The 23,275-nt window shown below is 72.6% G+C and carries 24 protein-coding genes; 13 read left to right on the top strand and 11 right to left on the bottom strand.

Annotation, left to right across the window (positions count from 1 at the left end):
* Window positions 1–45 precede the first annotated feature (45 nt).
* A complete protein-coding gene (gene mce / locus ACH4EB_RS28075) occupies window positions 46–519 on the bottom strand; it encodes a methylmalonyl-CoA epimerase (protein ID WP_398350642.1) in 474 nt (157 codons plus the stop codon).
* 173 nt (window positions 520–692) lie between these two features.
* On the opposite strand from mce, the gene ACH4EB_RS28070 reads away from it, so the two are divergent.
* Both ACH4EB_RS28070 and meaB read left to right on the top strand, forming a co-directional pair.
* Entirely contained in the window at window positions 693–1,868 is a 1,176-nt protein-coding gene (locus tag ACH4EB_RS28070; protein WP_398350748.1) for an acetyl-CoA C-acetyltransferase, read from the top strand.
* 57 nt (window positions 1,869–1,925) lie between these two features.
* On the top strand, window positions 1,926–2,894 hold the full coding sequence (gene meaB, locus ACH4EB_RS28065; RefSeq protein WP_398350641.1) for a methylmalonyl Co-A mutase-associated GTPase MeaB: 969 nt from the start codon (window positions 1,926–1,928) through the stop codon (window positions 2,892–2,894).
* 209 nt (window positions 2,895–3,103) lie between these two features.
* Here meaB and ACH4EB_RS28060 read toward each other — a convergent pair whose 3' ends face one another.
* On the bottom strand, window positions 3,104–3,862 hold the full coding sequence (locus ACH4EB_RS28060; protein ID WP_398350639.1) for a PepSY domain-containing protein: 759 nt from the start codon (window positions 3,860–3,862) through the stop codon (window positions 3,104–3,106).
* Window positions 3,863–3,901: 39 nt separating this feature from the next.
* Between ACH4EB_RS28060 and ACH4EB_RS28055 the strand changes: the two genes are divergently transcribed.
* Window positions 3,902–4,564, top strand: coding sequence for a response regulator transcription factor (locus ACH4EB_RS28055; RefSeq protein ID WP_398350638.1), 663 nt, complete (start codon window positions 3,902–3,904; stop codon window positions 4,562–4,564).
* The gene (locus ACH4EB_RS28050; RefSeq protein ID WP_398350636.1) at window positions 4,557–5,963 is read left to right on the top strand and encodes an ATP-binding protein; all 1,407 of its coding nucleotides are present in this window, start codon (window positions 4,557–4,559) and stop codon (window positions 5,961–5,963) included. Before ACH4EB_RS28055 ends, ACH4EB_RS28050 begins: the two co-directional genes overlap by 8 nt.
* A gap of 61 nt (window positions 5,964–6,024) precedes the next feature.
* Here ACH4EB_RS28050 and ACH4EB_RS28045 read toward each other — a convergent pair whose 3' ends face one another.
* The 4 genes from ACH4EB_RS28045 to ACH4EB_RS28030 all read right to left on the bottom strand — a co-directional run bounded on the left by ACH4EB_RS28045 (window position 6,025) and on the right by ACH4EB_RS28030 (window position 8,663).
* A complete protein-coding gene (locus ACH4EB_RS28045) occupies window positions 6,025–6,501 on the bottom strand; it encodes a MarR family winged helix-turn-helix transcriptional regulator (RefSeq protein ID WP_398350635.1) in 477 nt (158 codons plus the stop codon).
* Window positions 6,502–6,616: 115 nt separating this feature from the next.
* Window positions 6,617–7,390 (bottom strand): AIM24 family protein, encoded by a 774-nt coding sequence (locus ACH4EB_RS28040; RefSeq protein ID WP_398350633.1) that lies wholly within the window; start codon window positions 7,388–7,390, stop codon window positions 6,617–6,619.
* Window positions 7,387–8,070 carry an AIM24 family protein gene (locus tag ACH4EB_RS28035; protein ID WP_398350631.1) on the bottom strand — a complete coding sequence of 228 codons (684 nt, stop codon included), beginning with the start codon at window positions 8,068–8,070 and terminating at the stop codon, window positions 7,387–7,389. The genes ACH4EB_RS28040 and ACH4EB_RS28035 overlap by 4 nt, the downstream gene beginning before the upstream one ends.
* Window positions 8,070–8,663, bottom strand: a complete 594-nt coding sequence (locus ACH4EB_RS28030; RefSeq protein ID WP_398350746.1) for an AIM24 family protein — start codon at window positions 8,661–8,663, stop codon at window positions 8,070–8,072. Before ACH4EB_RS28030 ends, ACH4EB_RS28035 begins: the two co-directional genes overlap by 1 nt.
* Window positions 8,664–8,837: 174 nt before the next feature.
* Between ACH4EB_RS28030 and ACH4EB_RS28025 the strand changes: the two genes are divergently transcribed.
* The 5 genes from ACH4EB_RS28025 (at window position 8,838) to ACH4EB_RS28005 (ending at window position 12,348) form a co-directional block, all read left to right on the top strand.
* Complete coding sequence (locus ACH4EB_RS28025; RefSeq protein WP_398350630.1) at window positions 8,838–9,182, top strand: DUF3817 domain-containing protein; 345 nt, start codon at window positions 8,838–8,840, stop codon at window positions 9,180–9,182.
* Window positions 9,179–9,484: an MTH1187 family thiamine-binding protein gene (locus ACH4EB_RS28020; protein WP_398350629.1), complete on the top strand. Its 306-nt coding sequence runs from the start codon at window positions 9,179–9,181 to the stop codon at window positions 9,482–9,484. Before ACH4EB_RS28025 ends, ACH4EB_RS28020 begins: the two co-directional genes overlap by 4 nt.
* A 148-nt stretch (window positions 9,485–9,632) precedes the next feature.
* Window positions 9,633–10,142, top strand: a complete 510-nt coding sequence (locus ACH4EB_RS28015; protein ID WP_398350628.1) for a MarR family winged helix-turn-helix transcriptional regulator — start codon at window positions 9,633–9,635, stop codon at window positions 10,140–10,142.
* Window positions 10,143–10,195: 53 nt separating this feature from the next.
* Complete coding sequence (locus tag ACH4EB_RS28010; protein ID WP_398350627.1) at window positions 10,196–10,528, top strand: DUF3817 domain-containing protein; 333 nt, start codon at window positions 10,196–10,198, stop codon at window positions 10,526–10,528.
* Window positions 10,529–10,647: 119 nt separating this feature from the next.
* On the top strand, window positions 10,648–12,348 hold the full coding sequence (locus tag ACH4EB_RS28005) for a methylmalonyl-CoA mutase (RefSeq protein WP_398350625.1): 1,701 nt from the start codon (window positions 10,648–10,650) through the stop codon (window positions 12,346–12,348).
* Window positions 12,349–12,400: 52 nt separating this feature from the next.
* Here the strand turns inward: ACH4EB_RS28005 and secD are convergent, their stop codons facing one another.
* The 4 genes from secD to ACH4EB_RS27985 form a co-directional block, all read right to left on the bottom strand.
* The gene (gene secD, locus ACH4EB_RS28000; RefSeq protein WP_398350624.1) at window positions 12,401–14,743 is read right to left on the bottom strand and encodes a protein translocase subunit SecD; all 2,343 of its coding nucleotides are present in this window, start codon (window positions 14,741–14,743) and stop codon (window positions 12,401–12,403) included.
* Window positions 14,744–14,862: 119 nt separating this feature from the next.
* Window positions 14,863–15,345 (bottom strand): hypothetical protein, encoded by a 483-nt coding sequence (locus ACH4EB_RS27995; protein ID WP_398350623.1) that lies wholly within the window; start codon window positions 15,343–15,345, stop codon window positions 14,863–14,865.
* Window positions 15,346–15,451: 106 nt separating this feature from the next.
* Complete coding sequence (locus tag ACH4EB_RS27990; protein WP_398350622.1) at window positions 15,452–16,849, bottom strand: sensor histidine kinase; 1,398 nt, start codon at window positions 16,847–16,849, stop codon at window positions 15,452–15,454.
* Window positions 16,846–17,661 carry a response regulator transcription factor gene (locus ACH4EB_RS27985; RefSeq protein ID WP_398350621.1) on the bottom strand — a complete coding sequence of 272 codons (816 nt, stop codon included), beginning with the start codon at window positions 17,659–17,661 and terminating at the stop codon, window positions 16,846–16,848. The genes ACH4EB_RS27990 and ACH4EB_RS27985 overlap by 4 nt, the downstream gene beginning before the upstream one ends.
* Before the next feature lie 63 nt (window positions 17,662–17,724).
* On the opposite strand from ACH4EB_RS27985, the gene ACH4EB_RS27980 reads away from it, so the two are divergent.
* Together ACH4EB_RS27980 and ACH4EB_RS27975 are read left to right on the top strand one after the other, a co-directional pair.
* Window positions 17,725–18,891: a UDP-N-acetylglucosamine--N-acetylmuramyl-(pentapeptide) pyrophosphoryl-undecaprenol N-acetylglucosamine transferase gene (locus ACH4EB_RS27980; protein WP_398350620.1), complete on the top strand. Its 1,167-nt coding sequence runs from the start codon at window positions 17,725–17,727 to the stop codon at window positions 18,889–18,891.
* Entirely contained in the window at window positions 18,888–19,904 is a 1,017-nt protein-coding gene (locus tag ACH4EB_RS27975) for a GDP-mannose 4,6-dehydratase (RefSeq protein WP_398350619.1), read from the top strand. Before ACH4EB_RS27980 ends, ACH4EB_RS27975 begins: the two co-directional genes overlap by 4 nt.
* A gap of 30 nt (window positions 19,905–19,934) precedes the next feature.
* Here ACH4EB_RS27975 and ACH4EB_RS27970 read toward each other — a convergent pair whose 3' ends face one another.
* The gene (locus tag ACH4EB_RS27970) at window positions 19,935–20,627 is read right to left on the bottom strand and encodes a TetR/AcrR family transcriptional regulator (protein WP_398350617.1); all 693 of its coding nucleotides are present in this window, start codon (window positions 20,625–20,627) and stop codon (window positions 19,935–19,937) included.
* A gap of 357 nt (window positions 20,628–20,984) precedes the next feature.
* Between ACH4EB_RS27970 and ACH4EB_RS27965 the strand changes: the two genes are divergently transcribed.
* Window positions 20,985–21,947 carry a tetratricopeptide repeat protein gene (locus tag ACH4EB_RS27965; RefSeq protein WP_398350616.1) on the top strand — a complete coding sequence of 321 codons (963 nt, stop codon included), beginning with the start codon at window positions 20,985–20,987 and terminating at the stop codon, window positions 21,945–21,947.
* A gap of 615 nt (window positions 21,948–22,562) precedes the next feature.
* Window positions 22,563–23,198, top strand: coding sequence for a DUF6230 family protein (locus ACH4EB_RS27960; protein ID WP_398350614.1), 636 nt, complete (start codon window positions 22,563–22,565; stop codon window positions 23,196–23,198).
* The last annotated feature ends 77 nt before the right edge of the window (window positions 23,199–23,275 follow it).

Genomic DNA, 23,275 nt, shown 5'->3' with positions numbered 1-23,275 from the left:
GGCCCCCGGCCGAAGGTGCACTCTACCGGCCGGGGAAGGGAAAGGTCAGTGCTCTGTCGTGGAGGTGGACGAGGAAGCGGGGGCGGCGGTTCCCTCGTGGGGGGCCGCGGTGACCAGTTCGGTCAGTACGCCGTGGCAGTCCTTGGGGTGCAGAAAGGTGATCCGCGACCCCATGGAACCGATGCGCGGCTCGTCGTAGAGCACCCGCACACCCTTGTCCCGGATGGCCCCGGCCGCCCCGTCCACATCCGCCGTACCGAAGGCGACGTGGTGGACTCCCTCGCCGTTCTTGGCGAGCCATTTGCCCACCGCGGAGTCCGCCCGGGTGGGTTCCAGGAGCTGGAGGTACGAGGCGCCGCCGTCCGACGTATCGTTGATCTTCAGCATGGCCTCGCGGACGCCCTGCTCCTCGTTGACCTCGGTGTGGAACACCTCGAAGCCGTACGTGGCGCGGTAGAACTCGACGGTCGTGTCGAGGTTCTCGCAAGCGATCCCGATGTGGTCGATTCGCGTCAGCATGGCTCCAGTGCACCGCTCGCACGCGTGGTTACGCAACGTGCGCGCGATCACACCCGCAGCCCGGTGACCCGGCGTCTACCGCTCAGTACATTGACGGGAACCCTCGTTAACCTCCCTGTACAGGAAGGGCCGCGCTGATGTCGACAGCGAACGGTACGTCCAGCACCACCTCCGTGATCGTCGCGGGCGCCCGTACCCCCATGGGCCGCCTGCTGGGGTCCCTGCGCAGCTTCTCCGGCGCCGACCTGGGGGGCGCGGCCATCAAGGCGGCGCTGGACCGGGCGGGCATCGGCGGTGACCAGGTGCAGTACGTGATCATGGGCCAGGTCCTCCAGGCCGGCGCCGGCCAGATCCCCGCCCGCCAGGCCGCCGTCAAGGCCGGCATCCCCATGAGCGTGCCGGCGCTGACCGTCAACAAGGTCTGTCTCTCCGGCCTGGACGCCATCGCCCTCGCCGACCAGTTGATCCGCGTCGGCGAGTTCGACGTGGTCGTCGCCGGCGGCCAGGAGTCCATGACCAACGCGCCGCACCTGCTGCCCAAGTCCCGCGAGGGCTTCAAGTACGGCGCCGTCGGGATGCTCGACTCGATGGCCCACGACGGCCTCACCGACGCGTACGAGAACGTCGCGATGGGCGAGTCGACCGAGAAGCACAACACCCGCCTGGGCATCGGCCGCGCCGAGCAGGACGAGATCGCCGCCCGCTCCCACCAGCGGGCCGCCGCCGCCCAGAAGAACGGCCTCTTCGAGGCCGAGATCACCCCCGTGGAGATCCCGCAGCGCAAGGGCGAGCCGGTCGTCTTCAGCAAGGACGAGGGCATCCGCGGGGAGACCACCACCGAAACCCTCGCCAAACTCCGTCCCGCCTTCGCCAAGGACGGCACCATCACCGCCGGCACCTCCTCCCAGATCTCCGACGGCGCTGCCGCGGTGGTCGTCATGAGCAAGGCCAAGGCCGAGGAACTCGGTCTGGAGTGGATCGCCGAGATCGGCGCGCACGGCAACGTGGCGGGCCCGGACAATTCCCTCCAGTCCCAGCCGAGCAACGCGATCCGGCACGCACTGGGCAAGGCGGGCCTCGGCGTCGAGGATCTTGACCTGATCGAGATCAACGAGGCGTTCGCCGCGGTGGCCGTGCAGTCAATGAAGGACCTCGGGGTGTCGCCGGAAAAGGTGAACGTCAACGGCGGGGCGATCGCGCTCGGCCACCCGATCGGCATGTCCGGCGCCCGCATCGTGCTCCACCTGGCGCTGGAGCTGCGGCGGCGCGGCGGCGGTGTGGGGGCGGCGGCGCTGTGCGGCGGCGGTGGCCAGGGCGACGCGCTGATCATCCGCGTACCGGGCAAGTGAGCCGGGAGCGTCAGCCGCGTACGCGTCCGTAGGAACCGAAGTGGGAGGAACTGGCCGATGGTGGACGTCCCCGAGCTGGTGGAACAGGCGCGGCAGGGCCGGCCGCGGGCCGTGGCCCGGCTGATCTCGCTGGTCGAGGGGGCCTCCCCGCAACTGCGCGAGGTGATGGCGGCGCTGGCTCCGCTGGCCGGGCAGGCGTACGTGGTCGGGCTGACCGGTTCGCCCGGTGTCGGCAAGTCGACATCCACGTCCGCCCTGGTCAGCGCGTACCGCCGGGCCGGAAAACGGGTCGGCGTGCTCGCCGTCGACCCGTCCTCCCCGTTCTCCGGCGGTGCCCTCCTCGGCGACCGCGTCCGGATGTCGGACCACGCGTCCGACCCCGGCGTCTACATCCGCTCCATGGCCACCCGCGGCCACCTGGGCGGCCTCGCCTGGGCCGCGCCGCAGGCCATCCGGGTACTGGACGCGGCCGGCTGCGACGTGATCCTCGTCGAGACGGTGGGCGTCGGCCAGTCCGAGGTCGACATCGCCGGCCAGGCCGACACCACGATGGTCCTGCTGGCCCCCGGCATGGGCGACGGCATCCAGGCGGCCAAGGCCGGAATCCTGGAGATCGGCGACGTCTACGTCGTCAACAAGGCCGACCGCGACGGCGCCGACGCGACGGCCCGCGAGCTCAACCACATGCTCGGCCTCGGCGAGGCCCGCGCCCCCGGCGACTGGCGCCCGCCCATCGTCAAGACGGTCGCCGCCCGGGGCGAGGGCACCGACGAGGTCGTCGAGGCCCTGGAGAAGCACCGCGCCTGGTCGGAAGAGCACGGCACCCTGACGGAACGCCGCCGCACCCGAGCGGCCCGCGAGGTCGAGACGATCGCCGTCACCCGCCTGCGCGAACGGATCGGCGACCTGCGCGGCGACCGCCGCCTCTCCGTGCTCGCCGAGCGCATCGTCGCCGGGGAACTGGACCCGTACGCGGCGGCGGACGAGCTGGTGGCGGGGGTCACGGGGGAGGACACGGAGGACTGAAAGCCCCTTCGAGGCGCGCATTCCGCACCACCGGCACTTTCCGCGCCCCTCCAGTGAGCCTCTCCACCAGGTGGGCGCACACCAGGGTGATCGTTCCTTCCCGCCCCCGTCCCCACAACGCAATCAATGCGAGCCGCGCGTCAGTGCACACACCCCCCCCCGCGCGAAGCGCGAAAAGCGCCCAGCCGCGGGGGGGGGGAGAGAGCGACTCAGTCGTCGCGCCCACCATTGTCGTCGTCATCCGCGTCCCGCGGAGCGACCGTCACCTTGGCCGAGTTCGGGTCGACGTGGAGCTTGTGCTCCTTGCCGTCCTTGGTGACGGTTTCGACCTCCCAGGTGGCGCTGGAGCGGTGGTCGTCGTCCAGGTCGACGGAGGTGACGGTGCCGTGGGACGCGGAGGCCCGCTCCGCCGCCCGGGTGGCGTCGACGGTGATGCCCTTGAGTTCGGCGCGGGCGTGGGCGACGCCGTGGTCGTCGTCATCCTCGTGCTCGACGCGCTGGTTCAGGACCTTCGCGGTGCCGGCGTCGAGGGTGACCTCGTGCCACTTGTTGTCCTTGCCGAGGACGTCGACCTCCCAGACCAGGCCGGGGCGGTCCTCGTCGAGGTCGACGCCGGTGACGGTGCCCGGGGTGGCCTTGAGGGCGGCGGCCGCGGCCTGCGGGGCGGAGACGGACGCCGCCTTGGCCTCCCGTGCGTCCTCGTTCACGTCGTCGTCGGGCACGCTGACGCTGGAGCGCGGCGCGGACGACGCGGACGACGCGGCGGATGCGGACGGCGCGGACGGCGCCGCCGAGTCGCCGCTGAAGGCGACGGCGGTCGCGGTGCCGCCGCCGACGATGGCGGCCGCAGCCACGGTGGCGATGACGATGTTGCGCTTCATCTCGGTTCGTTCTCCCCGGTTGGTGAGGTGTTGCTCGATGACGTGTTCCACAGTGGCCGGGGCGAGCTGAAGCCAGGCTGAAGTCACCTGAAGGGTTCTTCAGGTGGGCGATGGCATCGTGTGCGTATGCGTCTGTTGATCGTGGAGGACGAGAAGCGGCTGGCCCTGTCGCTGGCCAAGGGCCTGCGGGCCGAGGGGTACGCGGTCGACGTGGTGCACGACGGCCTGGAGGGCCTGCACCGGGCGGGTGAGGGCGCGTACGACCTGGTCGTGCTGGACATCATGCTGCCGGGAATGAACGGCTACCGCGTGTGCGGCACCCTGCGCGCCGCGGGGAACGACGTACCGATCCTCATGCTGACGGCCAAGGACGGGGAGTACGACGAGGCCGAGGGGCTGGACACCGGTGCGGACGACTACCTGACCAAGCCGTTCTCGTACGTGGTGCTGGTGGCCCGCGTGAAGGCGCTGCTGCGCCGCCGTGGGCGGACGGCGCTGCCCGTGCTGCGGGTGGGGGAGCTGAGCATCGACCAGGGCGCCCACCGGGTGGAGCGGGACGGCGTGGAAGTGGTCCTGACGGCCAAGGAGTTCGCGGTGCTGGAGCAACTGGCGCTCCGCGCGGGGGACGTGGTGTCGAAGGCGGAGATCCTGGAGCACGTGTGGGACTTCGCGTACGAGGGCGACGACAACATCGTCGAGGTGTATGTGAGCGCGCTGCGCCGGAAGCTGGGCGCAGCGGCGATCCGGACGGTGCGCGGCGCCGGGTACCGGCTGGTGTCCGGTGCGTAGGGTCTTCGGGAAGGTACGGGTCCGGGCCGCGGTGGGCGCCTCGCTCGTGGTGGCGGTGGCGCTGGTCGCGGCGGGCACGGCGCTGCTGCTGGTGCTGAAGAACAATCTCGTGGGCCAGGCGGATCTCCAGGCGGAGAACGCCGCCCGGGAGGTCGCGACCCAGATCGCCACGGGCAAGCCGTACGAGAAGCTGGACCTGCCCGACGGCGCGGACCGTCCGGTGGTGGTGCTGGCCGAGGACGGGCGGGTGCTGGCGGCGGGCGAGGACGTCCGGGCGGTGGACGGGAAGGCCGTGACGGACCGGCATCCGCCGGCCGCGCGGCAGCCGGGCGGCTCGGACGACGATGACGACGACGACCGGGAGATCAAGCCGGGCGAGGTCGAGGACCGGGCCCGGCACAGCGGCGGTACGGCGACGGTCGGGGACCGGACCGCGGACTACCGCTTCGCCACGGTGGAGGCCAAGGACACGCAGGGCGACAAGGCCGTGGTGCGGGCGGGATCGCCGCTGTCGGCGGAGCGCGAGGCGGTGGGCTCGGTGCGGACCGCGATGCTCATCGGGCTGCCGTGTCTGCTGCTGGTCGTGGCGGGGGTGACCTGGCTGGTGACGCGGCGGGCGCTGCGGCCGGTGGAGGGCATCCGCGGCGAGATGGCGGCGATCACGGCGAGTACGGATCTGTCGCGGCGGGTGCCGGAGCCGGGTTCGCGGGACGAGATCGACCGGCTGGCCCGTACGACCAACGAGACGCTCGGCGCCCTGCAGGCGTCGGTGGAGCGGCAGCGGCGGTTCGTCGCGGACGCCTCGCACGAGCTGCGCAGCCCGATCGCGAGCCTGCGGACGCAGTTGGAGGTGGGCATCGCCCATCCGGAGCTGCTGGACGCCGAGGGCGCGGTGGCGGATGCCGTACGGCTGCAGAACCTGGCGGCCGACCTGCTGCTGCTGGCGCGGCTGGACGCGGGGGAGCGCCCCGCGGACACGCGGGTCGATCTGGCGGCGCTGGTCCGGGAGGACGTCTCACAGCGGGTGGGGGACCGGGTCGCCGTGCGGGTGGGGGACCTGGCGGGCGTGGAGGTCGCCGGGTCGCGGAGCCAGCTCGGGCGCGTGCTGGGGAACCTGCTGGACAACGCGCAGCGGCACGCGTGCGACAGCGTCCGGACGAGTGTGGTGCGCGAGGGGGAGTGGGCCGTGCTGCGGGTCGAGGACGACGGACCCGGGGTGCCGCCGCAGGAGCGGGAGCGGATCTTCGAGCGGTTCGTACGGCTCGACGACGCCCGCAGCCGCGACGACGGCGGGGCCGGTCTCGGCCTCGCCATCGCCCGCGACGTCGCCGAGCGGCACGGCGGCACGCTGGCCGTGCGGGAGGGCTCGGTGTTCGAGCTGCGGCTGCCGGCGGCGTAGCGGCCGGGCCGCGGCTGCCCGGGTGCGGCGGCCCGGCCCGGGGCGCCCGGCGGGGCGGCCGTCAGACCTTGCCGCGACGGCCCCTGAGGTGTTCGGCCACCGGGGTCAGGGAGGTCCGCAGCGACTCCAGGTCCTCGGAGGTGAACAGGTCGATGAAGTGCCGGCGTACGGACGAGACGTGGTGCGGCGCGACCCGGCGCATGGTGTCCCAGCCCTCGTCCGTGAGCACCGCGTACAGGCCGCGGCGGTCGGACTCGCAGCTCTCACGGCGCACCAGACCGGCGTTCTCCATGCGGGTGATCTGGTGGGACAGGCGGCTCTTGGACTGCAGGGTGGCGGCCGCCAGGTCGCTCATGCGCAGCCGCCGGTCCTCGGCCTCGGAGAGGTTGACCAGGATCTCGTAGTCGTTGTTGGTCAGTCCGAACGGCTGCAGGTCGCGCTCAAGCTGGTGCATCAGCAGCCGGCTGACGTCCAGGTGGGTACGCCAGGCTCGCTGCTCCTGCTCGGTCAGCCAGGGAGTGTCGCTGTCGGTCGTCATGAATGAATTCTACCCGTGAAAGTTGAATATCGAATTAGTCATGGCTGTGACATGGCTCAGGCGCTCGGTCGGGCGCTTGCTCAGGCGTTCGAGGTCACCGTCCGCAGACTACCGCTCACAGCCCGAAGCGGCGCTGGAGGCCCCCGAGCCCACCGGGTAGCTGCGGCAGTTGTGAGCCACTTTGGCGAGTTGCCCCGCCCCCGCCCGGCACCCCCGCCTCGGCCGCGACCTCACCCGTGGCCAGCTCCGGCATGAGCTGTTCGGTGGACTGGAGCAGCACCGTGCCCGCCCCGACGAACTCGAACTGGTGCTCCTCCCCGGAGACCCCGCCCAGCCCCGTGTGCGCCCGTACGCCGCCCAGGAATCCGCGCAGGTACTGGTGGTCGTAGTGGTGGCAGGGCGAGGGGCAGTCGGCCCAGCCCACCAGGGCCTGCGGGTCCACCCGGATCGGCGGCTCCATGAAGACCACCGGCCCATTGGAGGCGGCCACGAACTTGCCCGTGCCGATCAGCGTGAGGAAGCCCGGAATGATCGACTGCTTCAGCGACAGAGATGGCTGAAAGGCGAGCAGGTTGCCCGAGCGAATGGTCAGGTTGCCGTCTTCGAGATCATAGGAATTCACATCGAACGCCCGGTCGGCGAGGAGCATCTTGCCCTGGCCCTCGGCGACGACCCAGTCCGCCGCGTGCAAAGGCGAATGGAAACTGTGGGCGACCAGGCGGTCCAGCGCGCCGTGCCCGATGCCCTGGAAGTCGATCCGCCCGTAGTAGGCGATCATCTTCCCCTTCTGGAGGAACCACCGGCCGTTCAGGTCGACGCTGAAGGTGTACTCGTTGACGTTGTCGTCCGAGGGCAGCGTGTGGGGGTCGAGAACGACGGGACCGGTCACAGTTTCTCCTCCGACGCCTGTACGTAGACGGTGCCCTGGCCGGACAGCTCCAACTGGAACGCCTCTCCCGAGCCGCGGCCGACCATGTCGCGCCAGCCGAGGGCGGTGGAGAGCTTGTTGCGGACGTCGCCGCGGTGCGCCACGTACGCCTGCGGGTCGACGTGGACGGGCCCCTGCGGGGTGATGGGTAGCTCGATGACGCCGCCGTGCGCCATCACGGCCACCGCGCCGTGGCCCTTGAGGGTCGTGGTGAACAGGCCCTGGCCGGTGACCTGGCCGCGCACCATGCCCATGACGCCGCCCTGCGAGCCCATGAACATCGTGCCCTGCTGGAGCGTCCCGTCGAAGGCGAGCAGCCGGTCCGCCTCGACGTACAGGGTGTCGCCGGTCAGGTCGACGACGTGGATGTGGTGGCCGCCGTGCCCGAAGAAGACGGTGCCGGTGGGGACACCTCCCTGGCCCTCAAGACCTTGGGCGACCTCCACGGTCATCAGCGGCGTCGCCTCGTTCGCGATCCGCCGCCCGATCATCGAGCCGACGCCGCCCTGGCCGCCCTGGATGTTGGGGGTGAAGCTGACGTCGCCCTGGTAGGCGAGCATCGCGCCGCGCTGGCTGTACATCCGCTGTCCCGGACCGATCTGCGCGCGCACCATGCGGGAGTTGACGAGGGTGAACGGCATCAGACCTCCCCGCCGACGGTGTTGCGCTCGCTGGGCTGTACGTACACCAGGCCCTCGCCCTCGAAGCGGATCTGGAAGGACTCGCCGGAGCCCTCCCCCATGAAGGTGCGGAAGTTCACCCCGGACTGGAAGTGCTGCTTGAGGTCGCCGGTGTGCGCGACGTACGCGCCCGGGTCGACCTGGAGCGGATACTGCTTGGTGACGCGCAGCACCACGGCGGGCCCGTCGGAGACGATCGCGGCCTGACCGCTGCCCTCGACGGTGGTGGTGAACAGGCCGTTGCCCTGGGAGGCGCCGCGCAGGCCGGTGAAAGTGGTGCCGGTGCGCAGCGACGCGTCCGTGCACAGCAGATTGGTGGCTTCCACGTAGAGCTTCTCGCCGTGCAACTGCACGAGGTTGATCTCGCTCGCGCGATCGGCGAAGTAGCAGGTGCCGTGGCCTTTCACCTCCATCACTTCCATCTGTTCGCCGGTCAGCCGGCGGGTGACCATGCCGCGCAGCCCGTCACCGCCGCCGGTCATCTTCTTGAACGTCATTTGGCCGTCGTAGGCGACCATCGCGCCGTTCTTCGCCTTCACGGCATCGCCGGTCATGTCGACGGCGAGTACTTTGCTCCCCTGGAGCCGAAACTGAGCCACGGAATCGAAGGTATCCGGAGCACCGACCCCTGAACAGTGATCCTTTGCGGGCCTGCAACAATGGGGACGCCCTTGTGAAATGTCGCACAAGCGCATCGTGCCGCCACCTGCCACCCGAACGAGGTTCCCGTGGACATCAAGACCGCTTCCGCCCTGCGCCGGCTCCGCCTGGTCTCCGCCCCCGAGGCGGTTTCCTTCCTGCTGCTGCTCGCCTGCTCGGTCCTCAAGCGGACCACCAGCTTCGACGGCGTGATGGTGATGGGCATGGTGCACGGCATCCTGTTCATCCTGTACGTGGTGTTCTGGCTGGACGCCTGGAGCCGCACCAGGTGGCAGTTGAAGACCGCCGCGCTCTACTTCGTGCTCTCCGTCCTGCCCACCGGCGGCTTCTTCGCCGAGCGCAAGCTCAAGCGCGAGGCCGAGGCCACCGTCATCGCCGCCCGCGCCCGTCGGGAAGGCGTGGTCAACGCATGATCGTCGCATTCTCGGTGAGCCCGCTGGGCGTGGGCGAGGACGTCGGGGAGTACGTCGCCGACGCCGTACGGGTGGTCCGCGAGTCCGGGCTGCCCAACCGTACGGACGCGATGTTCACCTCGGTCGAGGGCGAGTGGGACGAGGTCATGGACGTCGTCAGGCGCGCCGTGGCCGCCGTCGAGGCGCGCGCCGGGCGGGTCTCGCTCGTCCTGAAGGCCGACATCCGGCCCGGCGTCACCGACGGCCTGACCTCCAAGGTCGAGACCGTCGAGCGCCACCTCGCGGCGGGCTCCGAAGACTGAGGGCCGGGCGGACGCGTTCGGCGCGGGTGGCGCGCCGCCCGCGCCGAGCGCGCTGCCCAGCGGCCCGGCCGAGGGGCCCGCTCCCGAGTGGGTACCGAAACCTGAGACAGGGCTGACCACGATATGGCCGAACGGTAGGGTCGAAGACGTGCCGAAGCCGCTCAGCCTTGCCTTCGATCCCATCGCCCGCGCCGACGAACTGTGGCAGCGGCGCTGGGGAGCCGTGCCGTCCATGGCCGCGATCACTTCGGTCATGCGGGCCCATCAGATCCTGCTGTCCGAGGTGGATGCGGTCCTCAAGCCGTACGGACTGACGTTCGCGCGGTACGAGGCGCTGGTGCTGCTCACCTTCTCCAAGGCGGGCGAGCTGCCCATGTCGAAGATCGGCGAGCGGCTGATGGTGCACCCGACCTCGGTGACCAACACCGTCGACCGGCTGGTCAAGGCCCGGCTGGTGGACAAGCGGCCGAACCCGAACGACGGGCGCGGCACGCTGGCCTCCATCACGGAGCAGGGGCGCGAGGTGTGCGACGCGGCCACCCGCGATCTGATGGCGATGGACTTCGGGCTGGGTGCCTACGACGCCGAGGAGTGCGCGGAGATCTTCGCGATGCTGCGTCCGCTGCGCGTGGCGGCCGGGGATTTCAAGGACGGCTGATCCGTGGTAGGGGCGGCGAAGATCGCCCCGGAACGGGCGGTTACGCTCGGACCATGAAACGAAGCGTGCTGACCCGCTACCGGGTGATGGCCTATGTCACCGCCGTCATGCTCCTCGTCCTGTGCGCCTGCATGGTGGCCAAGTACGGCTTCGGCACGGGCAAGGACCTCACCCTCGTGGTCTCCCAGATCCACGGCGTGCTCTACATCATCTACCTCGTCTTCGCCTTCGACCTGGGGTCCAAGGCGAAGTGGAAGTTCGGCAAGCTGCTGTGGGTGCTGCTTTCCGGCACCATTCCGACCGCCGCCTTCTTCGTCGAGCGCAAGGTCGTCCGCGAGGTCGGGCCGCTGGTCGCGGACGGTACGCCGCAGCCCGCCAAGGTCTGAGGCCGCACGGCCGCCGGGCCCGGCCCGGCGGCCCGCCCGTACCGCCTCAGGGGTGCCGTCCGGCGGTTCGCGGCCTGCTGCCATCGACAATTACTAGGACGTCCTAGTAAATTCGAGGTATGGACGCTGACGCGATCGAAGAGGGCCGCCGTCGCTGGCAGGCCCGGTACGACTCGGCCCGCAAGCGGGACGCGGACTTCACCACGCTCTCCGGCGACCCCGTGGAGCCGGCGTACGGCCCCCGCCCGGGCGACACGGTCGACGGCTTCGAGCGCATCGGCTGGCCGGGCGAGTATCCGTTCACCCGCGGCCTGTATCCGACCGGCTACCGCGGCCGTACGTGGACCATCCGCCAGTTCGCGGGCTTCGGCAACGCCGAGCAGACCAACGAGCGCTACAAGATGATCCTGAAGGCGGGGGGCGGCGGACTCTCCGTCGCGTTCGACATGCCGACGCTGATGGGGCGGGACTCCGACGATCCACGCTCGCTCGGCGAGGTCGGCCACTGCGGTGTCGCCATCGACTCGGCCGCCGACATGGAGGTCCTGTTCAAGGACATCCCGCTCGGCGACGTCACGACCTCGATGACGATCTCCGGCCCGGCCGTCCCGGTCTTCTGCATGTACCTGGTCGCCGCCGAGCGCCAGGGCGTGGACCCGGCCGTCCTGAACGGCACGCTACAGACGGACATCTTCAAGGAGTACATCGCGCAGAAGGAGTGGCTCTTCCCGCCCGAGCCCCACCTGCGTCTGATCGGCGACCTGATGGAGCACTGCGCGCGCGGCATCCCCGCGTACAAGCCGCTCTCGGTCTCCGGCTACCACATCCGCGAGGCGGGCGCGACGGCCGCGCAGGAGCTGGCGTACACCCTCGCCGACGGCTTCGGGTACGTGGAGCTGGGCCTCTCCCGCGGCCTGGACGTCAACACCTTCGCACCCGGGCTGTCCTTCTTCTTCGACGCCCACCTGGACTTCTTCGAGGAGATCGCGAAGTTCCGGGCCGCCCGCCGGATCTGGGCCCGCTGGATGCGCGACGTGTACGGCGCGACCAGCGAGAAGGCCCAGTGGCTGCGCTTCCACACGCAGACCGCCGGTGTCTCACTGACCGCCCAGCAGCCGTACAACAACGTCGTCCGCACGGCCGTGGAGGCGCTGGCCGCGGTCCTCGGCGGGACGAACTCCCTGCACACCAACGCGCTGGACGAGACGCTGGCCCTGCCCAGCGAGCAGGCCGCGGAGATCGCGCTGCGCACGCAGCAGGTGCTGATGGAGGAGACCGGCGTCGCCAACGTCGCGGACCCGCTGGGCGGCTCGTGGTTCATCGAGTCGCTGACCGACCGCATCGAGGCGGACGCCGAGAAGATCTTCGAGCGGATCAAGGAGCGCGGCACGCGCGCCGTCCCGGACGGGAAACACCCGATCGGCCCGATGACCTCCGGCATCCTGCGCGGCATCGAGGACGGCTGGTTCACCGGGGAGATCGCCGAGTCCGCCTTCCGGTACCAGCAGGCGCTGGAGAAGGGCGAGAAGAGGGTCGTCGGCGTCAACTGCCACCACGGCTCGGTCACCGGTGACCTGGAGATCCTGCGGGTCAGCCACGAGGTCGAGCGCGAGCAGGTACGTGTCCTCGCGGACCGCAGGGCGGCCCGGGACGACGCGCGGGTGCGCGCGTCGCTGACGGCCATGCTGGACGCCGCGCGCGGCGGCGGCAACATGATCGAGCCGATGCTGGCGGCCGTACGGGCCGAGGCGACGCTCGGCGAGATCTGCGACGCGCTGCGCGACGAGTGGGGCGTCTACACGGAACCGGCCGGGTTCTGACGGCAGTACGCACCGGGGGCGGGGCCTGCGCGGCCCCGCCCCCGGTGGCGTGTCAGACCACCGCCCCGCTCCCGGCCCCGGCCCTGCCGCGCGGCCGCGCGGCAGGTGCCTCCGGGCCCGGGTGGCGGCTCTCCAGGACGACGGCGGCCGGAGTGGCCGTGAAGACCGTCGAGGCGATGCCGAACAGGACGCCCGCCAGCAGCGCCACCGAGAAGTCGGCCAGCGAGTCGCCGCCCAGCGCCGCGAGGGCGGCGAGGACGAACAGGGCACCCATGCCGGTGTTCACCGTGCGGGGCACGGTCTGCACGATCGCCCGGTCGGCGATCCGGGCGAGTCCCTCCGCCCCGCGCGCGGCCCGGTCGCCCCTGGCGCCGCGCCGCAGTTCCCGTACGCGGTCGAACAGCACGACCGTGTCGTTGACGGAGTAGCCGACGACGGTCAGCAGCGCCGCGAGGAAGACGCTGTCCACCGGCTTGCCCAGCCAGGCGAACAGGCCCACCACCAGCACCACGTCCTGGATCATGGCCAGGACCGCGGCCGTCGCGAACGTCCAGCGGAACCGGATGCTGAGATAGACCAACTGGGCGGCGACCGCGATGCCCAGCGCGATCAGCGCCTTGCCGCGCAGCTCGCTGCCCATGCTCGGGCCGATCAGCTCGTCCCGCTCGACCTCGACCGTGCCGCCGGGCTGCTGAAGGGAGGCACGGATGCGTTGCTGCTCGGCGTCGGTCAGCCGCTCGGTCCGTACGGCGATGCCGCCGTCGCCCGACTCCTGGACGACCGCGCGCGGGAAGCCCGCCTCCGAGACCGCCTCGCGCGCCGTCTCCGTGTCCACCGTACGGCTTGTGCTGTACTCGACGAGCCGGCCGCCGGTGAACTCCACGCCGAACTCCAGGCCGCGGACGCCGATCCCGGTGACGGCGAGCAGCAGGAGACCGCCGCCGACGCCCAGCCAGGTGCGACGCCGCCGCATCAGCCGCGGTTCGCGGCGCGCCAGCCACCGCCGTACCCGGCCCTCGGACGCCATGCCGGTGATCGCGGGCCGCCGCCGTACGCAGCCCCGGCGCACCGCCCACCCCGCCAGCACCCGGGTGATGACCAGCGCGGACACCATCGAGGCCAGGACACCGATGGACAGGGTGACGCCGAAGCCCTTGACCGGGCCGGTGGCGAAGAAGAACAGCAGGCCCGCGGCGAGCAGCGTGGTGACGTTCGAATCGACGATCGCGCTCCACGCCTTGCCGAAGCCCTCGCGCAGCGGGCGCCGCAGATCACCGCCGGAGCGGGCCGCGCGGCGCGCGTACTCCTCCCTGGCCCGTTCGAACACCAGCACGTTGGCGTCCACCGCCATGCCGATCGCGAGCACGAACCCGGCGAGGCCCGGCAGGGTGAGGGTGGCACCCAGGGCGACGAGCACGGCGTACGAGATCAGGCCGTACGCGGCGAGCGCGACCGTGGCCAGCGCGCCCAGCAGCCGGTAGACGACGATGACGAACACGCCGGTGCACAGCAGCCCGATGACGGCCGCGGTGGCGCTGGCCCTGATCGCGTCGGCGCCCAGCGTCGGGCCGACGGTGCGCTGTTCGACGACCTCGACGGGCACCGGCAGGGCGCCGCCCTTGACGAGGGCCGCCAGGTCGCGCGCCTCGGCGTCGCTGAACCCGCCGGTGATCTGGGCGTCGCCGCCGGCGATGCCGGTCGTGCACGGCACGCTCCGCTGCATGCCGGGAGCGGAGATGACCCGGTCGTCCAGCACGATCGCCACCCGCCGCGCCGGATCGCCTTCCGCGGCGCACGCCGCCTGGCCGGTGACCCGGGCCCAGGCGTCGGCGGCGGCGCCGCGGAAGGCCAGGTCGACGGTCCAGCCGCGCCCGCCCTGCGCGTCGAAGACGGCCTCCGCGTCCTTGACGCCCTCGCCGGTCAGCGCGGGCGCGCCGAGCCGCAGGGCCTGCCCGGGGGCGTCGGGGTCGGGCAGGGTGCGGGTGCGGTCGCCCGTGGCCTTCGCTTCCGGTGTGCCCTTCGGGTCCGGTGTCGTGCCGAGCACGGGGTGGAAGGTGAGCTGTGCGGTACGGCCGATGACCTCGACGGCCTCCTTCGGGTCCTGGACGCCGGGCAGTTCGGCGACGATGCGCCGTTCGCCGGAGCGGGACAGCGACGGTTCGGCGACCCCGAGCGCGTCGACCCGCTGCCGCAGCACCTCCAGAGCGCGGTCGGTGGCGGCGGAGTCGGCGCGGGCGGTGGGCGAGTCCTGGGTCTCCAGGACGATCTGGGTGCCGCCCCGGAGGTCGAGTCCGAGGCGGGCGGGGGTGGTCAGGGCAAAGAACAGCGACACGGCGACGACGGCGAGCGCGAGCAGCGCACGCCAGGGCCGCCGCGACGGAGCGCGGGACGGCATGGGTCTCCCCTTCAGGGATACGGAGGCGGGGCGCGGGCGGCCACGCGCACCGGGCCGCGGCGGCGCGCGAAGGCGTCACCGGGCGTGCGGGTGCTGCGGGCGGCCGTACGCCGGGGGCGTCAGCGGCTCCGTACGAAGGGGGGCCCGCGCGGGCTGCGCGGGGAGTACCGGGCCCACGGCGGCGCCCGTTCCCGGCGCGGGCCGACGGTCTCGCCGTACCCGAAGGGGCTGTGGTGCGGGGCCGGGCCCGCGGACGGCAGCGCGCCCGGCAGGCCGGGGGAGCGCGGGTGCGGGAGGACGGCGTGGACGTGGGCGGTGGCGCTCTGGCGGGCCACCGGCCGGTCCGGGGCGGTGCGGGCGTCGGCCCGGGGCCGGCCGGGTGCGGGGTGCGCCGTGAGCGTCTGCGGCGTGGCGGCGGATGATGGCCGGGACACGACGCCGAAGGGGCCGGATGTCGCGGTCGCCCAGGGGGCGGGGCCCGGGGGGCCGGGCGCGGCGCCCGCCGTTCCGGACGGGCCCGCCAGGACCAGCAGGACCGTCCACAGTCCGGCCAGCGCGCGGGGCAGGAAGCCCGGCAGCGTACGGCGTGCCCGTCTGCTCACCGCCCGCCCTCCCGGTCCGCCCGCTCGGCCCCGTGTCCGGCCGTGATTGCGGCCCAGGGTAGTACGCCGTTCCTGCCGGGGCGCCCGTGCGTCCCGGCTCCCCGTCCTACCCCGCCGGGAAGCGGAGCCGGAAGAGCGCCCCGCCGCCCGGCGCCTGTGCGGCCGTCAGTTCGGCCCGGTGGGCGCGGGCGATCTGACGGGCCATGGCCAGGCCGAGGCCGGAGCCGGGCAGCGCGCGGGCCGTCTCGGCGCGGTAGAAGCGGTCGAAGACGTGCGGCAGGTCCGCGGCCGCGATGCCGGGGCCGTGGTCGCGGACGGTCAGCTCCAGGCCGTCCCCGGTGGCGGTCAGTTCCGTCTCGACCGGGCCGCCGGGCGGGGAGAACTTCGCCGCGTTGTCCAGGAGGTTGGACAGCAGCCGGGACAGCCGCGCCGGTACGCCGGGCACGGTCACCCGCGTCGCCGCCCCGTCGGTCCGGGCGGTGAACGTGATCTCCGGCCAGTGGCCGCGGGCCGCCTCCACCGCGTGCTCCAGCAGCGCCGCCGGGCGCACCTGCTCCACCAGCGGCTGCGGCTCCTCGTCCCGGGCCAGTTCGATCAGGTCGTTGACGAGCGTGGTGACCTCGCGCAACTGGCGGCCCAGGGCGCCGGACGCGCGGTCGCGCTGGGCCGCGGTCAGCCGGTCGGCGCGGGCCAGCAGTTCGGCGTTGGTGCGCAGCGCGGTCAGCGGGGTGCGCAGCTCGTGGGAGGCGTCCGCGACCAGCCGGCGCTGTGCGGCGACCGACTGCTCCAGCTCGCCGAGCATGGTGTTGAAGCTGGCGGCCAGCCGGGTGACCTCGTCCTCGCGGCCGGGCGGCCCGGCGGGCAGTTCGATACGGTGCCGGGCGTCGCGGGTGGCGGCGATGCGTTCGGCGGTGGCGGTGAGCCGGGCGACCGGGGCCAGGCCGGTGCGCGAGACCCAGTAGCCGAGCCCGGCCGCCAGCAGGACGCCCGCGCCGCCCACCACCGCCAGCGCCTTCGCGGCCTTCTGGACGCCGCTGCGTACGGTGTCCGAGCGCAGCGCCACCTGGAGCGCCAGGTCCCGGTCGCGCAGCTTGGTGACGTACACCCGCACCGGCCGGCCGGCCACGGTCTGCTGGTCGTAGTACGGCGCGTGGCGCCCGGCGGCGACCGCGCGGACGGTGTCGTCGACCCGGAGGGCGTACGGCTCCCGCGGGTCCCTGGACGGCGCGGCAGGGACCGCCTGGACGCAGGGGACGGCCAGGTAGCGGCAGCCCGTGTCCCCGGCCGACGGGCCCGTTTCGCGGTACTGCTGCGCGTACTGGTTGGCCGTCTGGGTCAGGTGGAATTCGAGCTGGCGGGTCATCTGGTCGCGGGTGATGAAGAACGCCGCCACACAGATGCCGACCGCCACCAGTGCCACGGCGGCGGACGCGGCGACCGCCAGCCGCGTCCGGAGCGGGCGGCGTCGCCGCCAGCGGGCGCCCAGGCCGCGCCGGCCGCTCACGCCCGTCCCGCCTTGCCGCCGCGGCCCGTGCCGTCCCGCCCCGCCGTGGCCCCGCCGCCGGAGTGGTCCGCCTGGTCCAGGCGGTAGCCGACGCCGTGCACGGTGTGCACCAGCCGCGACTCGCCGCCCGCCTCCAGCTTGCGGCGCAGGTAACCGACGTACACGGCCAGGGAGTTGGAGTCCGGGCCGAAGTCGCGGCCCCAGACCCGCTCCAGGATCATCTCGCGCGGCATCACCTGCCCGGGGTGCAGCAGGAGCAGTTCCAGCAGGGCCCACTCCGTACGGCTGAACTCCAGCGGCCGGCCGCCCCGGTGGCCGGTGCGGGTCACCGGGTCGACGACCAGGTCGGCGAAGGACAGCGAGGTGTCGTCGGCGGCGGTGGCCGACGCGCGGCGCAGCAGCGCCCGCACGCGCGCCACCAGCTCGTCGAGCGCGAACGGTTTGACCAGGTAGTCGTCGGCGCCCGCGTCCAGCCCGTCCACCCGCTCGCTGACCGAGTCCAGCGCGGTCAGCACCAGGATCGGCGTACGGTCGTCCAGCGCGCGCAGCCGCCGGCAGACCGCCAGGCCGTCCAGGACCGGCATCATCACGTCCAGGACGATCGCGTCCGGCTGCCAGGAGGCGACCTCGGAGAGCGCGGCCAGCCCGTCGGCGGCGCCGCGCACCGCGTACCCCTCCACGCTGAGGCCGTCCTCGACGGCGGCCCGCACCTCCGGTTCGTCGTCGACGACGAGGATCTTCGGCGGGGACGCGGCGGCGGGCTGCTGGGCGGCGCTCCGGTGCGCGGGGTGCGGTGCAGGCGAGGACGGCATGCACACAGGCTGCCAAACCTCCGTCTTAGAACCTTCTTAGGGCGCTTGACGAGCGTGGCGGCCATGCGCACACCACTCTCAGTCGTCATCGGTGCGGGCGGCACCGGCGGTCACATCTACCCCGGACTCGCCCTCGCGGACGCCCTGCGCCGGGCCGTGCCCGACGCGGTGGTCTCCTTCGTCGGTACGGAGCGCGGGCTGGAGACGCGGCTCATTCCGCAGGCCGGCTACCGCCTGCACACCGTGGACATGATCCCCTTCGACCCGTCGCTCGGCGCCAAGCGCTACCTGCTGCCCGCCGCGCTGCTGAAATCGGGCGCCCAGTGCCGCTCGATCCTGCGGCAGCAAGGAGCCCAGGCCGCGGTCGGCATGGGCGGCTACCCGAGCGCGCCGGTCATCGTCGGGGCGCGGATGGCCGGGCTGCCCAGCCTGGTCCACGAGTCCAACGCGGTGCCCGGCCGGGCCAACAAGTTCGCCGCCCGGCTCACCCCGCACATCGCGCTGGCCTTCGACCGCAGCCGCGCGCACCTGGCGGGCGGCGAGCGCGCCGAGACGGTCGGGATGCCGCTGGTCGGGCCGCTGGCGAGCCTGGACCGCAGGGCACTGCGGGAGCGGGCGCGCCGCGAACTGGGCGTGCCGGCGGGCGCCCGGCTGCTGCTCGTCAACGGCGGCAGCCTGGGCGCGGCCCGCCTCACCGAGGCCGCGGTCGGTCTCGCGGCCCGCTACCGCTCCCGTACGGACCTGCGGCTGCTGATCAAGACCGGGCCCGCCGCCCTGGACGAGACCCGGGAGCGGCTGGCGGCGGCCGGTGGCGCGGCGGTCGCCGAGGCCGTCCCGTACCTGGACCGGATGGACCTGGCGTACGCCGCCGCCGACCTCGTGGTGTGCCGGGCCGGCTCGGCGACCGTCGCCGAGCTGGCGACGATCGGGATGCCCGCCGTCCTCGTCCCGTACCCGCACGCGCCCGGCGACCACCAGACGCACAACGCGCGGGTGCTGTCCGACGCGGGCGCCGCCGTCCTGCTGCCGGACGCCGAGACCACCGCGGACCGCCTGGACGCGCTGGTCACCCCGCTGCTCGACGACCCCGCCCGGCTGGCCGCCATGGGTCAGGCCGCCGATCCCGGCACCCACGCCCGGGCCGCCGACCTGCTGGCCGCCAAGGTCCTGAAGCTGGCCGGCCACCCCGATCCCCGCTCCACCACCACTTACCTGAGGGAGACCGCATGAGCATCGACCACGCCACCATGGAAGCCCGCTGGAAGGACCGCACCGTCCTGGTCACCGGCGCCGAGGGCTTCATCGGCTCGACGCTGGTGGACCAGCTCGTCGGGTACGGCGCGAAGGTGCGCGCCTTCGTGCACTACAAGCCGTACGCCGACAAGGGGCACCTGGCCCGCTACCTGGGCCCGGACAGCCCGGTGGAGATGCTCGCGGGCGATGTGCGGGACGCCGGCCGGGTGGCGGACGCGGTGGCCGGCTGCGACACGGTCTTCCACCTCGCCGCCCTGATCGGCATCCCGTACAGCTACGACTCACCCGGCGCCTATGTGCAGACCAACGTCGTGGGCACCGAGAACATCGCCGAGGCATGCCGCCGGCACGCCGTGCGCCGCCTGGTGCACACCTCGACCAGCGAGGTGTACGGCACCGCCCTGACCGCGCCGATCAGCGAGGATCACCCGCTGCAGCCGCAGTCCCCGTACTCCGCCTCGAAGATCGGCGCGGACATGATGGCGCTCTCCCACTGGCACGCCTTCGAGCTGCCGGTCACGGTCGTCCGCCCGTTCAACACCTACGGCCCGCGCCAGTCCGCGCGCGCCGTCATCCCCACCATCCTGGCGCAACTGCACGCCGGCTCCCGCGAGATCCGGCTGGGCTCGCTCGCCCCGACCCGCGACTTCACCTACGTCACCGACACCGCCGCCGGGTTCCTGGCGATGGCCGACTGCGACCGGGCGCTGGGCGAGGTCGTCAACCTCGGTACGGGGCGCGAGATCTCCATCGGCGACCTGGCGCGGGCCCTGATAGCCGCGTCCGGGCGGGACGCCGAGGTGGTCGTGGACGGGGCGCGGCTGCGGCCCGCCGGCAGTGAGGTCCAGCGACTGCTTTCGGACAATTCGCGGGCCCGCGAGTGGGCGTCGTGGACGCCGCAGGTGTCCCTGGAGGAGGGGCTGAAGCGGACGTCGGAGTGGGTCGCGGAGAACGTGCACCTGTTCGCGGCGGACCGGTACCAGGTCTGACCTGCCGAAGGGGCGGGCCCGTCCGGCGCACTACGCTCCGGGCGGGCCCGTTCCCGGATCCGCGAGCCCGCCCAGCCCCGACAGCAGCAGCACGCTGAACTGCCGCGCCCACAGGTCGTCCACCGGCTCCGCGCTGACCAGTGCCCGGTGCACGACGGCGCCCGCGATCACGTCGAAGATCAGCCCCACCGCCCGCCCGGCGGCCGCCGCGCCCTCCTCGCCGGCCGGGTCGGGCGGCAGTTCCCCGCGCGCCTGGGCCCGCTCGCGCCCGAGGACCACCAGCCGCTTCTGCCGCTCCACCACGGCGGAGCGGATCCGGACCCGCAGCGCCTCGTCGGTGGTGGACTCGGCGACCACGGCCATCAGCGCCGTCTTGGTCTCCGGGCGGGCCAGCAGCGACGCGAACTGCAGGACGACGCCCTCGATGTCGGCCCGCAGGCAGCCCCGGTCGGGGAGTTCGAGTTCGTCGAAGAGCACCGCCACGGCGTCCAGGACCAGTTCGTTCTTGTTGGCCCAGCGGCGGTAGAGCGTCGTCTTGGCCACCCCGGCGCGGGCGGCGACGTCGCCCATCGTCAGCTTGCCCCAGCCCAGCTCGACCAGCGCGGCACGGGTGGCGTCGAGGATCGCGCGGTCCGCCTCGGCGCTGCGCGGCCGGCCCGTACGGCTCCGGGAGCCCGCACGGCCCGCGGGGGAGCTGGTGCCGGTCAGGGGGCAGCGGTGCATGGGGGCGACCATACCGGCCAGTAGGTGCCGGTGGGCCCCGCCTCGTGAGGCAGATCACTCACGCGGTTCGCGGGAGGGGTTGCCGGGCCGGGGCGCCGGACAGTTACGCTACGGGTCGTAGCGAAAGGGTGCGGCCGCACGGCCCGCCCCGGACGCGACAACCACAGGCCGCGGGTGGGGACCCGGGGCCACCGTGACACCGACCGGCCCCCGGGCCGGTGGCGACGCGGCACCTCCGCCCTGCGCCGGCACACCGGCGGGCCGCACGGGCGGGCCGGGCGCCGCGCGTTTTTCGCGCACCGTGAATTTTCGGCACCGCTTTTCGCAACGGTCCGCGGAAGGGGGGAGGATAGGCCCATGCAGCCACGCAACATGTCCATGAGTGGAGTCGTCGACCTCGCCGCGGTGAAGGCGGCCGGGGAAGCCAAGGAGAAGGCGGAGCAGGCGCGCGCCGAAGCCGCCCGTACGGGGCAGCCCACCGGTGGCGCCCGTCTGGTGTACGACGTCGACGAGGCGGGGTTCCAGCAGGACGTCCTCCAGCGCTCCACCGAGGTACCGGTCGTCATCGACTTCTGGGCCGAGTGGTGCGAGCCGTGCAAGCAGCTCGGCCCGCTGCTGGAGCGGCTGGCGGGGGAGTACGCCGGCAAGTTCGTGCTGGCCAAGATCGACGTCGACGCCAACCAGATGCTGTTCCAGCAGTTCGGCGTGCAGGGCATCCCGGCGGTCTTCGCGGTCGTCGCGGGTCAGCCCATCCCGCTGTTCCAGGGCGCGGCCCCGGAGGCGCAGATCCGTCAGGTGCTGGACCAGCTCGTCCAGGCCGCCGAGCAGCAGTTCGGGATCGTCGGCGCGCCCGTCGAGCCGGCCGACGCCGCGCCCCAGGAGGCCGCCCCCGAGCCGGCCGGCCCGTACGACGCGCTGCTGGAGGCCGCGAACCAGGCGCTGGACGCCGGTGACCTCGACGGTGCCGTCCAGGCGTACAAGAACGTGCTCTCCGACGACCCGGCGAACCCGGAGGCCAAGCTCGGCCTGGCGCAGGCCGAACTGCTGCGCCGGGTGCGGGACCTGGACCCGCAGGAGGTGCGCAAGGCGGCGGCCGAGGGTCCGGCCGACGTGCAGGCGCAGATCAAGGCGGCCGACCTGGACCTGGTCGGCGGCCATGTCGAGGACGCGTTCGGGCGGCTGGTGGACACCGTCCGGCGCACCGCGGGCGACGACCGGGAGGCCGCGCGCGTACGGCTGCTGGAGCTGTTCGAGGTCATCGGCGGTGACGACCCGCGGGTGATCTCGGCCCGTACGGCCCTGGCGCGGGTCCTGTTCTGATCCCTCGGCATCCGGTCGCCCGCGCCTCCTGAGACGCGCGGGCCCCGCTACTCGGCAGCGGCCACGTTTTACCAAACCTTGGTAATCGTGGCCGCTGTTACTTGGAGTAAGAGGTGAGTGGGGGTTTATTGGCGTTTGTCCCCGCTTACCGCATGACCTCGCCCCAGAGGCGGCAACCCTGGGTGCCCGCCCGATTTCGCGCCGTCGCGGCGTGGTCATCTCTCCGTTACTCGCAAGTAACGAACCTCTTGTGCGACAGCCGCCGATGCACCACGATCGGCCACGCTCGGTCCATTCCCGCCGCCCGGCAACCGGTCGGCGCCGCGGGGTCCATGGTCCCCACCGAGTGGCCGGCGGCAGCGCCACCGGTCCAGGACAGGGGGGTTCCTGCCCACCCGGCAGGGCCTGTCCGGCAAGGGCCACGCGCGAGCGTGGCCAGTGGTTGTCGCTCGGGGGTGATCGCCGGTGCTTCGGAACGCCGTACGCCTGTACGCCATTTCGATACGGGCGCTCTCCTTCCCGAGGACGTAGCACTTCTCCCATCCCAGGTACGGCCGCCGTCTTCCCAAGACCCGGACCGCAACCGGAGATGTACGTCCGAGAAGGAGGAAAGTCATGGAGTCCCTGGCTCGTGGCGGGACCAGATGGAAGCGGTTCGCCGTTGTCATGGTGCCGAGCGTCGCGGCGACGGCGGCCATCGGAGTCGCCATCGCGCAGGGTGCGCTGGCGGCGTCGTTCAGCGTCTCCGGTCAGCAGTTCAAGGTCACCGCGTCCGAACTGGACGGCACGGGCTTCGTCCAGTACGGAGCCCTTGACGGCGGCGACAAGGGGCAGCAGCACCCGGTCGCCGTGGTGGGCATGGAAACGGCGGAGATCACCAATCTGTGCCAGTCGGTCGTCGTCCCGGTGCCGATTTTCGGCGATGTGACGATGCAGCTCAAGGCGGGTGCCAAGGGCGGCCCGCGGGTCTTCGCGAAGAAGCTCTACATCGACGCCGACGACCTGCAGACCAACGCGACGTTCACCAACGTCGACATCGGTGTCTCGGTGGACCACACCACCAAGGGCCCGGGGCCGGCGAAGCCCGGCGAGAGCGGTCGGGGACAGTACCTCCCCAACTCCTTCGCCCAGCAGGCCGACAGCGTGCACTTCGAGAAGGTCAAGCAGCGCGCCTGGGCCACCACGGCCGGCACGTTCAGGCTCAGCGGTCTGCACATGAACGTCAGCCGCGGCAAGAACGAGTGCTACTGACGCACTGAGCGCACGGGTGCGGGGCGCATGCCGCACGGCGGCACCGTCCGCCGTGCCGCCCGCCCCGTACCCGTACG

The sequence above is a fragment of the Streptomyces sp. NPDC018045 genome, assembly GCF_044327445.1.
In the GTDB taxonomy this organism is placed as follows: domain Bacteria; phylum Actinomycetota; class Actinomycetes; order Streptomycetales; family Streptomycetaceae; genus Streptomyces.
Note: the sequence above shows the minus strand (reverse complement) of the source record. Positions and strands in the feature narration are given on the sequence as shown.

What these genes read in the sequence shown, in the direction of transcription:
- ACH4EB_RS28005 (WP_398350625.1), top strand. Translation starts at nt 10,648, where the DNA reads ATGGACGCTGACGCGATCGAAGAGGGCCGCCGTCGCTGGCAGGCCCGG.
- ACH4EB_RS28030 (WP_398350746.1), bottom strand. Translation starts at nt 8,663, where the DNA reads ATGACCGGCGATGCCGTGAAGGCGAAGAACGGCGCGATGGTCGCCTAC.
- mce (WP_398350642.1), bottom strand. Translation starts at nt 519, where the DNA reads ATGCTGACGCGAATCGACCACATCGGGATCGCTTGCGAGAACCTCGAC.
- ACH4EB_RS27985 (WP_398350621.1), bottom strand. Translation starts at nt 17,661, where the DNA reads ATGCCGTCCTCGCCTGCACCGCACCCCGCGCACCGGAGCGCCGCCCAG.
- ACH4EB_RS28020 (WP_398350629.1), top strand. Translation starts at nt 9,179, where the DNA reads ATGATCGTCGCATTCTCGGTGAGCCCGCTGGGCGTGGGCGAGGACGTC.
- ACH4EB_RS27970 (WP_398350617.1), bottom strand. Translation starts at nt 20,627, where the DNA reads ATGCACCGCTGCCCCCTGACCGGCACCAGCTCCCCCGCGGGCCGTGCG.
- ACH4EB_RS28010 (WP_398350627.1), top strand. Translation starts at nt 10,196, where the DNA reads ATGAAACGAAGCGTGCTGACCCGCTACCGGGTGATGGCCTATGTCACC.
- secD (WP_398350624.1), bottom strand. Translation starts at nt 14,743, where the DNA reads ATGCCGTCCCGCGCTCCGTCGCGGCGGCCCTGGCGTGCGCTGCTCGCG.
- ACH4EB_RS28035 (WP_398350631.1), bottom strand. Translation starts at nt 8,070, where the DNA reads ATGCCGTTCACCCTCGTCAACTCCCGCATGGTGCGCGCGCAGATCGGT.
- ACH4EB_RS28055 (WP_398350638.1), top strand. Translation starts at nt 3,902, where the DNA reads ATGCGTCTGTTGATCGTGGAGGACGAGAAGCGGCTGGCCCTGTCGCTG.
- ACH4EB_RS27975 (WP_398350619.1), top strand. Translation starts at nt 18,888, where the DNA reads ATGAGCATCGACCACGCCACCATGGAAGCCCGCTGGAAGGACCGCACC.
- ACH4EB_RS28045 (WP_398350635.1), bottom strand. Translation starts at nt 6,501, where the DNA reads ATGACGACCGACAGCGACACTCCCTGGCTGACCGAGCAGGAGCAGCGA.
- ACH4EB_RS27965 (WP_398350616.1), top strand. Translation starts at nt 20,985, where the DNA reads ATGCAGCCACGCAACATGTCCATGAGTGGAGTCGTCGACCTCGCCGCG.
- meaB (WP_398350641.1), top strand. Translation starts at nt 1,926, where the DNA reads ATGGTGGACGTCCCCGAGCTGGTGGAACAGGCGCGGCAGGGCCGGCCG.
- ACH4EB_RS27980 (WP_398350620.1), top strand. Translation starts at nt 17,725, where the DNA reads ATGCGCACACCACTCTCAGTCGTCATCGGTGCGGGCGGCACCGGCGGT.
- ACH4EB_RS27960 (WP_398350614.1), top strand. Translation starts at nt 22,563, where the DNA reads ATGGAGTCCCTGGCTCGTGGCGGGACCAGATGGAAGCGGTTCGCCGTT.